Raw genomic sequence first — 13,849 nt, forward strand, 5'->3', positions numbered from 1 at the left:
ACCAAGCGATCTCCCGCCAGCCTGAAAATCGGCCCTCCTGGAGCGATAGGCGCCCCAGCTCCATCAATCAGAATCCCGATAGGCTCTTGCGCTGCGGAGTTCTTGAACACCCCCCAGCGCCCATGCAGATACGTTCGGTTCATATCTATTTCTCATTCAAAGTATCGGGGGGCATGAAGAGTGCTTCAAGATGTCCGAATGGGCAAGTGTCTGTAGTGCACTCCACGAAAGCCTATGATTGGCAGATGCAAAAAGCTCAGTGCGGGCTTGGGTAAGCAATAGTCAGTAGCGCTACCGACCTTTGCTGGACATCGTTACTACCATTTTCTGATCGGGCTTGCTGCAGCTGATCAAAACACTGCCGTCGGCCGTATAGACTCTGGTGATCGTCAGCACTGACGAGTTCACGATCGGCTCGATGTCTGAAGCTGGCACGTTGAGCTTAGCGATGGTGCTTGCCTGATACGATTGGCACTCATCAAAGCTCATTGAAATAGACTTTGACTGTGCGTCGGCATACACCACAGTAGCGAAACAAACTGATCCCACTATCCCTATCAAAATTCGCATGTAGCTCCCTCTTTGGTTTGGCAGGACTGTAGCCCAACCTAAGCTGCTGGACCAGACAGACGTAACTGATCAGCGCTGATCGATTTCAATTTTCTGCGTGGGATCTGGGCTGTATTTTTGGCGCTTTAATTGCGGATCGCCCTTGGCCATACAGAAGAAGTAAATCTCTGCCTCGCCGCAGCCGCCATGTAATGCGCACTCGCTAGCTTGCATGTGATCCAGCAGGATCTCTCGGCCTTGCGACTCGCAGAACACGTTTGCTTCCTTGAGCGCCTGACCTTTCGCGGATGCTGGCCCGCCGAACGGAACCCGCGTTGAAATTGTGTAAGTGTCCGGTCCGACCTTGATCGGCCCGCTGTCGGCACAACCGGCAAGCAATGCTGCTGTAATAGCTGCCACCCAAATTTTCATCGCTGCCCCTCAACTGGAATCGGCACTGTACAGGCATCCAGCGTGGATGGAATGCCAGTAACAGAATGAGGTTTTCCCGTAGTAGCGTTATGCCTCCAAAGGAAATCTACGACAAGGAATTAGTATGACGGCGAACAATCAAGCTCTGGCATCTGCGATTCGCGAGGCGGTTGAAAATTTGCGTAACGGGCCAGATACCGAGGCCAATCGCCAAAAAGCCAGGAACAGTATTGAAGGGGTGTTGGTTGGCACCGAATTAGAGAAGCAGCGGATAACTGAAAAGTTAATTCCGCGTCCGATTTCCAAGGTAGTGAGTGCCGTTAACAGCGAAAGTGTCGGTGGATCTGGGGAGACTGAACTCCCCCCAATTGAATATGACGATCTCGAGGATATCGCCGGTCGCATCGAGCGATCGCCTCACTCTCTTGCCGAAATCAGTGATGATTGGGATTTAAGACACAATTAAAACATCCTCAAAACTCGAATGGATTCCCCGAGTCCTTCGCCTGCAAGCCCAAGGACCGGAGTTGCGCCAATACCGGCGCATTTATGACCTGGAGGTCGAAGTGAGCAGCGAATCAGATATCGAAGTTGCAATGACGCCGACTGAGCTTGGGCTTTTCATGGCAATGAATGCCATTGCCATGGCTCTGAAGTCTTCGCCGAATTTCAATAACGAGGCATTGACAGCATTAGCCGAAAAGTTTATCGACGATGCTCCTTCAGTTGTGCAGGGCAGCATTGCGAGAGAAGCGTATGAGCGCCCTCTTCGTTTCCTGGTAAACGACCAGTCTCAAGTGATTGATTGGCTCAAGCAGAGCGGCCTTGCTTGATCGGTTCCCCGTAGATACGGAATGAGCCATCTGGCGTAAGCTCCCAACCGCTTGCGCCAGCATGCCAATTAACGGATCGGATTAAAGTGTTCGATCGGATGGTTTTCTACCGGCATTAGCCGCAATGACCTTCAACCTGCGCGCCGCTGGCCACACCGTCACCAATCCCGCCGAGATCAACCCCGACGGCGGCACCTGGAGCGACTGCATGCGCCGCGACATTGCCGCCCTGATGGACTGCGACACCGTGGCCACTCTGCCCGGCTGGCAAGAATCGAAGGGCGCCCAACTCGAAGTCCTGATTGCTCAGCACCTCGGCATGACGGTTGTGAATACCCATGATCTGGTAACGACGGAGGCTGTATGAGCAAGCGCGCCATCCACTACGACGACTGGGACGGCGGCACTGAGGCTGATCAAGATCATCCTGACACACTGTTCTGCGGTACCAATATTGGCGATCCCGGGATGACGCCTTACAGGGTCAAGGCTACCTGTAAGCGGTGCCTGAAGATATTGGCTGCCGAGAAGCCTGTCCGGTTGCTTGAGGGCCAAAAGTACAAAGCCGAGCTGTACGACGAAGTTTGGCAGAAAGCCAGAGATATGGGCTTTTCGAACGTGACCATGGCGCTCGCCAAGCTATCCGAGCCTGCGCCGTCCGCGCAGAAGTCTTTCTAACCGACTAACCCACCTTCTGCCGCCCAGCGCGGCAAGGATAAACCCTGTTCGCAATAAAACTCACCCTGATCCTGCTGGGCGCTTTGCTGTACCTGGTCGCCACCGGCTACTGGTTCATTTGGCTCGCCCCGAGCTGCTCGGCGTCGGTACTGAGGCCGCATTACTTGGAGCATTCAGCGGCACCTGCGCCTGGCTTCTGATCACCTTCGGTTTCATCGTCCACATCATCAAGGCGGCGCGCCCCACAGCGGGCGGAGGGAGGTAATCACCCTAACTGCTGTTTTATATTTCTTTGTATGTGGACTTAAAATCCCCCGCTCGTAAGGGCGTCCCGGTTCGATTCCGGGTTCGGGCACCATAGATATCAAGGGCTTGCATGATGAACGTCATGCAGGCCCTTATCTTTTGTGTTCCGTAATTATCCAGGCTGTTGCGCAATTCACGCTCAGCGCCCGCGCGATTACGCGCCTTCACCGAGTCGCGCGTGGGACCGGTGAGCAGTTGTTATTCAACTGGCGGCCTGATCAGCAAGCACCCGGCGGAATCCCGTCCTTGTTGAAATCCTTCAACCTCTCCCGTTCTTCCTCCGTGGCATGTGCCGGGGTTTCCTGTTCGGGCTCTTTGCTCTTTTCTTGAGTCATCGCTACGTCCTCTGGGTGATGCATGTTTTGGCACCCGACGGCATGACCAGTTCAAAAATAAGTCGGCGCAATGAAACTAGTGCGCCGCCCTTATCATTTTGGTTTCCCCACTCAACATCCCAATTGGGTTGGGCAACACCCATGCTAGCATCGAGGCATAACTAGAAACCCACCTGCAATTGCCCGCCCCTTTCCAAACTGCCCCGTTTAACAACGCGCTGCGTCCTTTGCATCGCGCATCGATTGTTTTTACAACGAGAACGAGTGAGCACGATGGAATCTTCCGACGACTATTCATCCTCTCGCGTGCCGATGTCGGCACGCGGTTCGCTGTTTGCCATCAGTCTTATCCGCATTGGGGCGATGACCTCGCTTGGCCAGTTTATGGTCGGGGCTACGCTGGGGCATTCGATGACGTTTGGCCAGGCCCTATTGGCAACGTTCATCGGCAGCCTGTTACTCGAAATTGTCAGCTTGGGGCTGGGGATTGCCGGGGCGCGCGAGGGTTTATCGACAAGTTTGCTGGCGCGCTGGTGCGGCTTTGGGCGGGTGGGCTCGATTTTGGTGGGCGTGGTAATTGCCATCAGCCTGCTGGGCTGGTTTGGGGTGCAGAACGCAATGTTCGCCAAGAGCCTGAACTACGCCTCCGGCGGCGTGCTCGGGTTTGGGCTCGCTTCGTGTATTGCCGGGGCGACGTTGTCGTTGTTAGTGGCGTTCGGCTTTCGCGCGCTGGGCTGGACCGCGAAGATCGCCGTGCCGCTGTTTTTTGGGGTGGTGCTGTGGTCGCTTTACAGCATTGTGGCCCACCCAACCGCCGCAGAGTTGTTCCCGGCCACGCCATTGGGCACCGCGCTGACCTTGGGCGCCGGCGCCAGCGCGGTTGCCGGTGGCTACATCGCGGGGGCCTTGGTGACACCGGACTTGACGCGTTATTGCCGCAGCGTGAGCGACGCGGTGTGGGTAACGCTGGCGTCGCTGGTGGTCGGCGAGTTTATCGTCAATACCATCGCCATCCTCATCGCGCATGCGCTGCAAACCGATGATGTGGTGACCATCCTGACCCAGACGTCGGGCTGGGTTGGCTTGCTGACGGTGATTTTGGCGACCATCAAAATCAACGACTTCAACCTGTATTCCTCATCGCTGGCGATGGTCACGAGCCTCGAAGGCCTGTTCGACAAGCGCATTAGCCGAGTCATGTTGACACTCGTGCTCGGCGCAATCGGCACGCTGCTTTCAGTGCTTGGAATTCTCGACCGTTTTATCGATTTTCTGATTGTGCTCGGCGTTATATTCCCGCCGATTGCCGGGGTCATGTTGGTGGATTACTTCGTGTTAAAAACCCACCGCCAGGCCCTCGACGAGAGCCGTGCGTTGGGCCTGCTACCGGCGGCCACGGTGAATATTGGCTGGCCAGCGTTATGTTGCTGCGCCTTCGGTGCCGCCGTGGGGCTTTTGCTCAACCACGGTATTGCGTCATTGAATTCACTGGTGGCAGCGGCGTCGGCTTACTGGCTGGTGGGTTTGGCCCGGCAACGATTTATGACCATGGAGCGTGCTTGATGCGATTACTCGACGAACAAGCGATTGAGCTGATCACTGTCGGCGCCTCGATCCTGGCCGCCGGTGGCGGCGGCGACCCGTATATCGGCAAGCTGATGGCGCAACGCGCGATCAAGGAATGTGGGCCGATCCGCTTGATCAGTGTGGACGAGTTGCACGACGACGATTTAATTCTGTCGACCGGCATGATCGGTGCGCCGACGGTGATGATCGAGAAAATCCCCAACGGCCAGGAAGCCCGTAAGGCCTGTGAGATTATTGAGCAGATTCATGGGCGTAAGGTAACGGCGATCTTTCCGATCGAAGCAGGTGGCCTCAATTCCTTGCTGCCACTGGCGACGGCGGCCCGTCTGGGCTTGCCGGTGGTGGACATGGATGGCATGGGCCGTGCCTTTCCCGAGTTCCAGATGACCACCTTTCACCTGGATGGCGTCAACGCCTCGCCTTTTGTCGTGGTCGACGAAAAGCTCAACAGCGTGCTGGTGGAGGCTGACGATGGCCTGCGCACCGAGCGGTTTGCCCGCGCGGTGTGCGCGCGCATGGGCGGCGCGGCGATTTTTGCCGGTTACCCGATCACCGCTGCCATTGCGCGGCGCTCCGGCATACACGGCATTCTGAGTTTCGAGCAGCGTATCGGCGAAACCCTTGAGCACGCCCGGTCAAGCGGCACACCGGCACTGGGCGCACTGCTCGACTTGCTGCAAGGGCACGTATTGTTTCGCGGCAAGGTGACCGAGGTGGACCGGCGTACCGAGGAAGGTTTCTCGCGCGGCGTCGCTTACTTCGACGGGATTGGGGCCGACAAAGGCGAGCGTTTCGAAATCGCGTTCCAAAATGAATACCTGCTGGCGCGCAACAACGACCGCGCCTTGTGCATCACCCCAGACCTGATTTGCGTACTCGACGAAGAAACCGGCCTGCCGTTATTGGCCGAGCGGCTGCGCTACGGCGCACGTGTGGTGGCGATCGGTATTGCGGCCAATCCAAAATGGATGACCACCAAGGGCATCGACGTCGCGGGCCCGCGTTACTTCAAATACGGCCTGGATTACGTACCGCTGGCCACCCTGGTGGCGGGCAAGGGAGCGCTGTCATGAGTTATCGGATGGGTATCGATGTAGGCGGAACCAACACCGATGCGGTGTTGCTCGATGAGACCGGCCAGGTGATCGCGCAGACCAAGGAGCCGACGACGGCGGACGTCATGTCGGGTATTGAAGCCGCCATCGCCACGTTACTCGGTGCCTCCGGTGTGCCGCGAGAGGCGATTACCCAGGCGATGCTTGGCACAACCCAATGCACCAATGCGATTGTCGAACGCAAGGCGTTGAACACCGTGGCACATTTGCGTCTGGGCGCGCCCGCGACGTTGGCGATTCCGCCCATGGAGGGCGTACCCGATGACTTGCGGGCGCTGCTCGGCCAGCATCTGTTTATGCTCGAAGGCGGGGTCGAGTACGACGGCAGTTGCCTGTGCGCGCTCAGCGAGCAGCAGATCCGCCGGCACCTGCGTGACGTGCGCGGCGAGGTAGATGCGATTTCGGTGTGCGGGGTGTTCTCGCCGGTGTCGGCGCATCAAGAGTTGCAGGTCGCGCAATGGGTCAAAGAAGAACTGGGGGACATTCCGGTGTCGCTGTCGCATGCCATTGGCTCGATCGGCTTGCTTGAGCGCGAAAATGCTTCGATCCTCAATGCCGCCCTGTTTCGCACGGCCCGGACCACCGCAGCCGCTTTCGTCGAGGCCTTGAAGCGCCATCAGGTCAACGCCAAGGTGTACTTCGGTCAGAACGACGGCACGCTGATGACCTTGGAGCATGCGCTGGCCTACCCGATCTTGACCATCGCCTCCGGGCCGACCAACAGCATTCGCGGCGCTTCCTACTTGGCAGGGCTGGAGCACGCATTGATTATCGATGTTGGCGGAACCACCACCGACGTCGGGATGCTCACGGATGGTTTTCCCCGGGAGTCTTTGATTGCAGCGCAAATTGGCGGCGTGCGAACCAACTTCAGGATGCCGGACATCGCGTCCATCGGCTTGGGCGGCGGCACGGTGGTGCACCTGGTGGGCGAAGGCGGCTTCCAGATAGGGCCAGACAGTGTTGGCTACCGCTTGACGCGTGAAGCCCTGGTGTTTGGTGGGCAAACCTTGACCATTACCGATATCGCCGTCGCCAAGGGGCTGGCGGATATTGGTGATCGCCGACGGGTCAGTGACTTATCGGCGGTATTGGTAGAGCAGGTGTATGAACATTACGTGGCCATGGTCGAAGCAGTCATCGATCGCATGAAAACCAGCAGCGCGCCGCTGCCAGTGGTACTGGTGGGGGGCGGCGCGATTATTTTGCCGACGCACTTGGAGGGCGCCTCGCAGATCATCCGGCCAGAAAATTTTGGCGTCGCCAATGCCATTGGGGTCGCCATTGCCCAGGCCAGCGGGGAAGTCGAGTTGATCGTGTCGCTGGAGCACAAGTCGTTGAACGCCGGGATCGATGAGGCGGTGAATCAAGCCATCGCACGCGCCATTTGCGCCGGTGCGATCGCGGACTCAGTCACCGTGGTGGACCTTGATACGATGCCGCTGGCCTACATGCCCGGCAACGCCGTACGCATCCGGGCCAAGGCGGCGGGGTCATTGGGGGCGTGAATAGATGAGAACAGAACGTAAAACCGAGCGGGTGCTGGATCGCATCGACCTGAACATACTGCAGCATCTGCAAGAAAACGCCCGGCTGCAAATGAAGGACATCGCGGAGGCGGTTGGCCTGACCTCGGCCCCGTGCATCGACCGTGTGCGGCGTCTGGAAAAGAACAAGGTAATCACCGGCTACCACGCGGTTATTGACCCCGTGGTGCTGGACCTGAGCATGTTGGTGTTTATCGAAATCACCCTGGCCGACAACGCCGGCGACCGTAGCAAGCAGTTCAAGCGCGAACTGGCGAAGATTCCGGCGGTACTCGATTGTTACTGGGTGTCGGGGCGCTACGACTACCTGATCAAGGCTCGGCTGCGCGACATGGCGCAGTACCGCGCGCTGCTTGGTGAAGTATTGCTGCGCTTGCCGGGCGTCAAACAGGTGGACAGTACGGTGGTGATCGAAGAAATACAGACCGCTCACGGACTGCCCATCATTTTTTAGGCGCGCAGGACGCTTCTTTGCCCTTCAAGCACTGCGCACTGCCCCACAGGGCCAGGCAACCACGATCCATCGACACCGTTAAACGAATCGTTTATAAGCCATGCCAACGGCGACTGAGCTGGAAAACGCCGTAGTGCAAAAAGATGAATGGACAGTACCGGAAGAAACACCCATCGATGGAACACAAGGAAGCAATGATGAGCACGACAGAACAGGTGCAAGCGGCAGGGACACACAAGCCAAAATGGCAAGAGCGTTTCAATTTTTTTGAAACCTACGGCCCGCCGAACGACCCGCGACACAAAGCGGCGCTTAAAGCGTTGCCGACCTTCGGTAAAAAGGTCTTGATCAACGCGAACGTGATCGCGTTTTTCTTTGGCCCTATCTACCTGTTTGTACTGGGCCTGTGGAAGAAGAACCTGGCGCTGCTCGGCATCATGTTCCTGGTGTATATCGCCGTTAGCATCGTCTTCGCGATCTTCGACATGGAGCTTCCGAGAGCGCTGGATAACGGCATCGGCCTGGGTTTCTCGTTCATGTACGCAGTGCTGACGAACTATGCGTACTACCTCAAAGAGGTGAAGGGGCAACAGGGCTGGAATCCGTTTGAAGGCATGCGCCTCTGATCGGCACTGCCTCGCTCAACAGGGCTGCTGCGGCGAGCGCGCGTGTCGAGTTGTAGAACCTAGGCCTTTGAAAAGAACCACATGACGAATATGACGGCGCTGATCCAGCCGAGCGTCAACAAAAATGAGAGACCTGCCAGCCGCTTGTCCATGTTGCCCCGTCGACACATTCGTTGATCGCAATACGATTGCAAAGGGCAAGCATAGTTCAGCCGGCGGTTTTTTCCTGGCGGCAGACACTCACGCTCATCAGCGCACGCCCAATAAAAAAGCGGCGACTCATTACTGAGTCGCCGCTTTTTTTTGCGCCGTAAGCGTTGCCTAGAGCATCGGTGAATGGCTGACCACTCGCAGCGCCAGGCCTTCATACGCATCCAGCGTGATGGTGAATTCGCCGTCGGCAGTCAGATCGCCCTCGACGCGCTCGTTGATGATGTCCACCACCGGCCCTGGCGCAATGTCGGGCAAGTGCAGGGTTTCGGTGATCGCGGTGGCGCCAAAGTTCAGGGCGGTGATTTGCGTGCCCTTACCCGCCGGCAGTTCGTGAACCATGATCAGCAAGCCCGGGTTTTCGACCTCCGGCACCAGAATCTGGCGGCTGGCGGCGATGTCGTAAGCGCGGCGCACTGCAAGAATTTTTTGCAGTTGCGAGGCAAATGATTGCGGGTCTTGCAGCTGGCTGTTGAGGCTGCCGTACAAAGATTTGGCGCGCGGCATCTGCCCCGCCGAACACTCTGCGTGCGGGTTCAGGTCGACCAAGTCATAGGCACCGCGATGAACCCAGCGGGTGTCGCCATCCGCCATCAAATGCGCGACTTCATCGGCGGCCAGCGGTAACGCGCCGACCAGGTCCCAACCCGACAAGGCAAACACGCCGGGCTGCATGGCGTTGTACATCGCCAACAACAAATGGATCTGGCGGATTTGTTCAATGTCCGCCGGTGTAATCGCGTCCAGGTCACGAATACCCAGGGCGGCGGTGATGATGCTGGCCGTGGTGCAGGACACGCCATTAGTGACGAATTTCAGGTTATACGGCGCATGTTCACCAGCCAGGCGCTCGTACATCTGTTCGCGGATATGCTCGCGCAGGATGCTGCCGGGGAAGGTCTGGCCCTGGAACAGGTAACTGTCATGCGCGTGCAGTGTCCAGAAATGCACCAGCTCCAGCGTCATCTCATCGTGGTTCTGCAACGCGTGAATCAGCGAGCCGGGGTCGATGCCCTGGCTGTGCATTTCGCGCAGCATCAAACGCAAAAACTCCGTGTCGCCCATCAGCAACGCGTGCTGATACGCGGGCCGGGTGATGAAGTCATAAGACAGGTCGGCGCCGCCGTGGGACATCGCGGCAATGTCGTCAACCGTGAGGTTCAACTCCTGAAAGCTGAAACCGCCGGCCTTGCGAATCGCACCGCCGAGCAACTGGTTGCCGGTGATCGACAGCGGGTGGCTTTCTGACCAGGCGGTGCCGTCCAGCTTGCGCTCCACGCCGAGGAAGCCGTTCGCGTCAAGGCGCAGGATCTTCGCGCCCATCACGTCAATCGCATGCAAGGCATCGCCAATGATCATCTGCTGCGCGGCGAACGAGGGGTCCAGCCAGTTGAGCGACGGCTGGCCTTCCTTGAAGTAATGCAAGTACACCCAGCGGCGCGGTTTGCCATCGACGCCGACCACCACCGCGGTGGCGCTCCAGTCGGTTTCCTTGACGCCGGGCTCGAAAAAGATCACCCGTTGCAACTGGCCGACAATGTAGTGCTTGTCGCGCAGCGCATCGACCTGCAAGGGGCTGAGGTTCTGCGCATCACGCCCCTCGGCCACATCCGGCAGCAACGGCCAGTCTTCCTCGCGAATCTCGACCATGTGGTAGAGGCCGGGATAGTCTTCATACGCCATCTCGGCCAAGCGGAAATCTGCGCCCTTGCCGGTGTGGGACGGGATCACGTCGTCGATGATCACCGCGTTGTGCGCGGCGGCCATGCGCGTCAACGCCTGCAACTGTGCTTCGGTGCCCAGTTGCGGGTCGATGTCGAAGCTGATGCGGTCAAAATTGCCGTCGATGGTCGGCGTATGCCGAGTACCGGAAAGGCCCCCGGACTTTTTCAGCGGGCCGTTGTGAATGCCCTGAATGCCGATTTTCGACAATGCGTGCCACAGGCTTTCATCGCCCAACGCCTCCAGCACTGTGCCGTTCTCACGCGTGACAATCGAGGCCGGGTAAGCGGTAAACCACACCGAGGACAAGGCTGAAGCATCGCGCGGCCGAGTGTGCGCATACGGCTGCTGCCACAACCGCCCCTGCCCCGAATAGAGCTTGGCGCGTTGGCGCGCCGCGTTGAGCATCGATTGTTGCACCAGCCAGTTCACATGATCGTTGTCCGCCGCCGTCATAAGCCTATTACCTGTGGTCGTGAAAAGGTTACTCGTAAGCATAGGAGCCGCAAACGCGGCTATTCGTTGCATCGCAATGCGCTTAACCAGGGCAACTGCCGATACTGCATGGGCGTAAACCCGGTCAACGCCTTGAATTGGCGGGTAAACGCGCTGTGGTCGGTGTAGCCGCATTGCAGCGCCACCTGGGTGATCGGCAACACGCTGCGCAGCAACTGATGCGCGTGTTCCAGGCGTACTTTCTGGATCATCTGCCGGGGCGTCAGGTGGAAGATGCGTTTGCAGTAGCGCTCCAACTGCGCCACGGAAATGCCGGCGACCTGCGTCAGCTCAGCGAGGCTGATGCGCCGGTTGAAATGCGCGCGGATGTGATCATCGACGGCCGCCAGGCGCTGGTACGCCGGATGGGTTTGGCTGGCCGATTGCAGGTCGACCGAGATTCCCGCCAGGCCGATGATGTCGCCTGCAGGGTTGTACAGCGGCGATTTATGCGTGAGGCACCAGCCGGGCTCGCGGCTGCCGTAAAGGTGCAGTTCAAGCTGATCTTCCAGCACCACGCCGTGTTGCAGCACGCGCCGGTCCTGCTCGGTGTAACCCGGGCCAAGTTGCGCGGGGAACACCTCGGCGCTGGTCTTGCCGAGCAACGGTTGCAGATGTTTAAGGCCACAGCGTTGCACCAGCGTGCGGTTGGCCAGCACGTAACGGGCGTTGATGTCTTTGATGAAAATCGTCGCATTGGGGATCACATCGAGCATCGGCAACAACTGCGCGACCCCGGACAGTAGCTGCTCGATGCTGTGCGGGCGACTCGTCTCACTGCCTTGGCAGAGGGTCGTAAACACGCTGTGCAACATGCCTTCCACCCCGCATTTGTCAGGTTGACTGCGAGCAGAGTGCCGCATGCCTGCGGTGCTGTCGAGCGCGGTAATTGTGCCAATTTCGTCACTCCAGCGAACGCAAACCATCAATCGTTGCCACCTTGATCGGTTCACGCTGTGCGCACTGCCTGCCTTGCGAATAACTCACAAAAAGGCCACAGAAAAAGTGCCTGAGCCCTTCCCCGCCCGTTGCACGGAGCCTGTTATGAAACGCTTGCACGTGATTGATTCCCACACCGGCGGTGAGCCGACGCGCCTGGTGATGACGGGTTTCCCCGAGCTTACCGGCGCGAGCATCGCCGACAAACGCGACAACCTGCGCGACGCACATGATGCATGGCGCCGCGCCTGCCTGCTGGAGCCACGCGGCAATGACGTTCTGGTCGGCGCGCTGTACTGCGAGCCGGTAACGCCGGGCGCGACGTGCGGGGTGATCTTCTTTAACAATGCCGGCTACCTCGGCATGTGTGGCCACGGCACCATCGGCCTGGTTGCGTCGCTGCACCACTTGGGTCGCATCGAACCCGGTGTTCATCGCATCGACACGCCGGTGGGCGCCGTGACCGCGACGCTGCACGAAGACGGCGCCGTGACCTTGCGCAATGTGCCCGCCTATCGCTATCGCCAACAGGTGCCGGTGGACGTGCCAGGTTATGGCGTGGTGCACGGCGAGATCGCTTGGGGCGGCAACTGGTTTTTTCTGGTGTCGGAGCACGGTCAAACGCTGCACATGGACAATGTTGACGCCCTCACCGACTACACCTGGGCGATGCTCAAGGCCCTCGAAGCCCAAGGCATTTACGCGGCCGACGGCGCACTGATCGACCATGTTGAGCTGTTCGCCGACGACGCCCAGGCCGACAGCCGCAACTTTGTGATGTGCCCCGGCAAGGCCTACGACCGCTCGCCCTGCGGCACCGGCACCAGCGCCAAACTCGCGTGTTTGGCCGCCGACGGAACACTCAGCCCTGGCGCGTCGTGGGTGCAAGCGAGCATCACCGGCAGCCTGTTCCAGGCCCACTATGAATGGGACGGCGACCGTGTAAGCCCGTTCATTACCGGCCGCGCCTACATGACCGCCGACAGCACCTTGCTGATCGACGAGCAGGACCCTTTCGCCTGGGGCATCTGAGCCTCGTCTTACTTTTATCGAACGTTGCAAGGAGCTAGCGCCATGCACAACACAATTTTTACCGGTTGCATCCCCGCGTTGATGACCCCGTGCACGCCTGAGCGTCGACCGGACTTCGACGCTTTGGTTGCCAAGGGCCACGAGTTGACCGAAATCGGCATGCGCGCCGTGGTGTATTGCGGCTCCATGGGTGACTGGCCTCTGCTCACCGAGGCCGAGCGCCAGGAAGGCGTGGCGCGCCTGGTGGCCGCTGGCGTGCCGACCATCGTCGGCACCGGCGCAGTCAACAGCCGTGAGGCGGTGGCGCATGCTGCACATGCCGAAAAAGTCGGCGCGCACGGCTTGATGGTGATTCCGCGCGTGCTGTCCCGGGGCGCCTCGACCACCGCGCAAAAGGCGCACTTCTCAGCCATCCTCAAGGCCGCGCCGAACTTGCCGGCGGTGATCTATAACAGCCCTTACTACGGTTTTGCGACCCGCGCCGAGCTGTTCTTTGAACTGCGCCGCGAACACCCGAACCTGGTCGGCTTCAAGGAGTTCGGCGGCGCTGCCGACCTGCGTTACGCGGCGGAAAACATCACCGCCCAAGACCAAAACGTGAGCCTGATGGTCGGCGTCGACACCCAAGTGGTGCACGGTTTCGTTAACTGCAACGCGACCGGCGCGATCACTGGCATCGGCAACGCGCTGCCACGCGAAGTGCTGCACCTGGTGGCCCTGAGCAAACAAGCTGCCAACGGTGACGCCAAGGCCCGCCGCCTGGCCCGCGAGCTGGAAGCTGCGCTGGGCGTGCTCTCGTCTTTTGACGAAGGCTGCGACCTGGTGCTGTTTTACAAGCACCTGATGGTACTCAACGGTGACCAGGGTTATGCCCTGCATTTCAACCCAACCGATGCGCTCAGCGATGCCCAGCGCGGTTACGCCGAGCAACAGTACACGCTGTTCCGCCAGTGGTACGCCCACTGGTCGGCCGAGATTGAGGCCTAGGC

At 59.2% G+C, this 13,849-nt stretch carries 14 protein-coding genes and 1 pseudogene; 12 read left to right on the forward strand and 3 right to left on the reverse strand.

Going from position 1 to position 13,849, the window contains the following annotated elements; genetic code table 11:
- Positions 1-639: 639 nt before the first annotated feature.
- The gene (locus AO240_RS04105) at positions 640-981 is read right to left on the reverse strand and encodes a hypothetical protein (RefSeq protein WP_099235263.1); all 342 of its coding nucleotides are present in this window, start codon (positions 979-981) and stop codon (positions 640-642) included.
- 124 nt (positions 982-1,105) lie between these two features.
- On the opposite strand from AO240_RS04105, the gene AO240_RS04110 reads away from it, so the two are divergent.
- The 10 genes and pseudogenes from AO240_RS04110 (at position 1,106) to AO240_RS04160 (ending at position 8,462) form a co-directional block, all read left to right on the forward strand.
- Entirely contained in the window at positions 1,106-1,447 is a 342-nt protein-coding gene (locus AO240_RS04110) for a hypothetical protein (protein WP_099235264.1), read from the forward strand.
- A 100-nt stretch (positions 1,448-1,547) separates the two neighbouring features.
- On the forward strand, positions 1,548-1,814 hold the full coding sequence (locus tag AO240_RS04115; RefSeq protein ID WP_143505284.1) for a hypothetical protein: 267 nt from the start codon (positions 1,548-1,550) through the stop codon (positions 1,812-1,814).
- Positions 1,815-1,938: 124 nt separating this feature from the next.
- Positions 1,939-2,181, forward strand: coding sequence for a DUF4406 domain-containing protein (locus AO240_RS04120; RefSeq protein WP_099235266.1), 243 nt, complete (start codon positions 1,939-1,941; stop codon positions 2,179-2,181).
- A complete protein-coding gene (locus AO240_RS04125; protein WP_099235267.1) occupies positions 2,178-2,492 on the forward strand; it encodes a hypothetical protein in 315 nt (104 codons plus the stop codon). The genes AO240_RS04120 and AO240_RS04125 overlap by 4 nt, the downstream gene beginning before the upstream one ends.
- 44 nt (positions 2,493-2,536) lie before the next feature.
- Positions 2,537-2,757, forward strand: a pseudogene (locus AO240_RS28825) (hypothetical protein).
- Between the two features lie 649 nt (positions 2,758-3,406).
- On the forward strand, positions 3,407-4,696 hold the full coding sequence (locus tag AO240_RS04140) for a cytosine permease (protein WP_099235269.1): 1,290 nt from the start codon (positions 3,407-3,409) through the stop codon (positions 4,694-4,696).
- Positions 4,696-5,793, forward strand: coding sequence for a DUF917 domain-containing protein (locus AO240_RS04145; RefSeq protein WP_099235270.1), 1,098 nt, complete (start codon positions 4,696-4,698; stop codon positions 5,791-5,793). The genes AO240_RS04140 and AO240_RS04145 overlap by 1 nt, the downstream gene beginning before the upstream one ends.
- Positions 5,790-7,343, forward strand: coding sequence for a hydantoinase/oxoprolinase family protein (locus AO240_RS04150; protein WP_099235271.1), 1,554 nt, complete (start codon positions 5,790-5,792; stop codon positions 7,341-7,343). The genes AO240_RS04145 and AO240_RS04150 overlap by 4 nt, the downstream gene beginning before the upstream one ends.
- Positions 7,344-7,347: 4 nt before the next feature.
- Positions 7,348-7,836: an Lrp/AsnC ligand binding domain-containing protein gene (locus AO240_RS04155; protein ID WP_058414470.1), complete on the forward strand. Its 489-nt coding sequence runs from the start codon at positions 7,348-7,350 to the stop codon at positions 7,834-7,836.
- 197 nt (positions 7,837-8,033) lie between these two features.
- Entirely contained in the window at positions 8,034-8,462 is a 429-nt protein-coding gene (locus AO240_RS04160) for a DUF2628 domain-containing protein (RefSeq protein ID WP_099235272.1), read from the forward strand.
- Between the two features lie 321 nt (positions 8,463-8,783).
- Here the strand turns inward: AO240_RS04160 and treS are convergent, their stop codons facing one another.
- Entirely contained in the window at positions 8,784-10,850 is a 2,067-nt protein-coding gene (gene treS, locus AO240_RS04165; RefSeq protein WP_099235273.1) for a maltose alpha-D-glucosyltransferase, read from the reverse strand.
- A 59-nt stretch (positions 10,851-10,909) separates the two neighbouring features.
- Entirely contained in the window at positions 10,910-11,704 is a 795-nt protein-coding gene (locus AO240_RS04170) for an AraC family transcriptional regulator (RefSeq protein WP_099235314.1), read from the reverse strand.
- A 229-nt stretch (positions 11,705-11,933) separates the two neighbouring features.
- Between AO240_RS04170 and AO240_RS04175 the strand changes: the two genes are divergently transcribed.
- A complete protein-coding gene (locus tag AO240_RS04175) occupies positions 11,934-12,860 on the forward strand; it encodes a 4-hydroxyproline epimerase (protein WP_099235274.1) in 927 nt (308 codons plus the stop codon).
- 42 nt (positions 12,861-12,902) lie between these two features.
- A complete protein-coding gene (locus tag AO240_RS04180; RefSeq protein ID WP_099235275.1) occupies positions 12,903-13,847 on the forward strand; it encodes a dihydrodipicolinate synthase family protein in 945 nt (314 codons plus the stop codon).
- The last annotated feature ends 2 nt before the right edge of the window (positions 13,848-13,849 follow it).

Origin of the sequence: Pseudomonas sp. ICMP 460, assembly GCF_002723595.1 — a bacterium.
In the GTDB taxonomy this organism is placed as follows: domain Bacteria; phylum Pseudomonadota; class Gammaproteobacteria; order Pseudomonadales; family Pseudomonadaceae; genus Aquipseudomonas; species Aquipseudomonas kitaguniensis.

Bases quoted from the DNA above. Each gene is read 5' to 3' on its own strand.
- AO240_RS04105 (WP_099235263.1), bottom strand. From the start codon at position 981: ATGAAAATTTGGGTGGCAGCTATTACAGCAGCATTGCTTGCCGGTTGT.
- AO240_RS04110 (WP_099235264.1), top strand. From the start codon at position 1,106: ATGACGGCGAACAATCAAGCTCTGGCATCTGCGATTCGCGAGGCGGTT.
- AO240_RS04120 (WP_099235266.1), top strand. From the start codon at position 1,939: ATGACCTTCAACCTGCGCGCCGCTGGCCACACCGTCACCAATCCCGCC.
- AO240_RS04125 (WP_099235267.1), top strand. From the start codon at position 2,178: ATGAGCAAGCGCGCCATCCACTACGACGACTGGGACGGCGGCACTGAG.
- AO240_RS04140 (WP_099235269.1), top strand. From the start codon at position 3,407: ATGGAATCTTCCGACGACTATTCATCCTCTCGCGTGCCGATGTCGGCA.
- AO240_RS04145 (WP_099235270.1), top strand. From the start codon at position 4,696: ATGCGATTACTCGACGAACAAGCGATTGAGCTGATCACTGTCGGCGCC.
- AO240_RS04150 (WP_099235271.1), top strand. From the start codon at position 5,790: ATGAGTTATCGGATGGGTATCGATGTAGGCGGAACCAACACCGATGCG.
- AO240_RS04155 (WP_058414470.1), top strand. From the start codon at position 7,348: ATGAGAACAGAACGTAAAACCGAGCGGGTGCTGGATCGCATCGACCTG.
- AO240_RS04160 (WP_099235272.1), top strand. From the start codon at position 8,034: ATGAGCACGACAGAACAGGTGCAAGCGGCAGGGACACACAAGCCAAAA.
- treS (WP_099235273.1), bottom strand. From the start codon at position 10,850: ATGACGGCGGCGGACAACGATCATGTGAACTGGCTGGTGCAACAATCG.
- AO240_RS04170 (WP_099235314.1), bottom strand. From the start codon at position 11,704: ATGTTGCACAGCGTGTTTACGACCCTCTGCCAAGGCAGTGAGACGAGT.
- AO240_RS04175 (WP_099235274.1), top strand. From the start codon at position 11,934: ATGAAACGCTTGCACGTGATTGATTCCCACACCGGCGGTGAGCCGACG.
- AO240_RS04180 (WP_099235275.1), top strand. From the start codon at position 12,903: ATGCACAACACAATTTTTACCGGTTGCATCCCCGCGTTGATGACCCCG.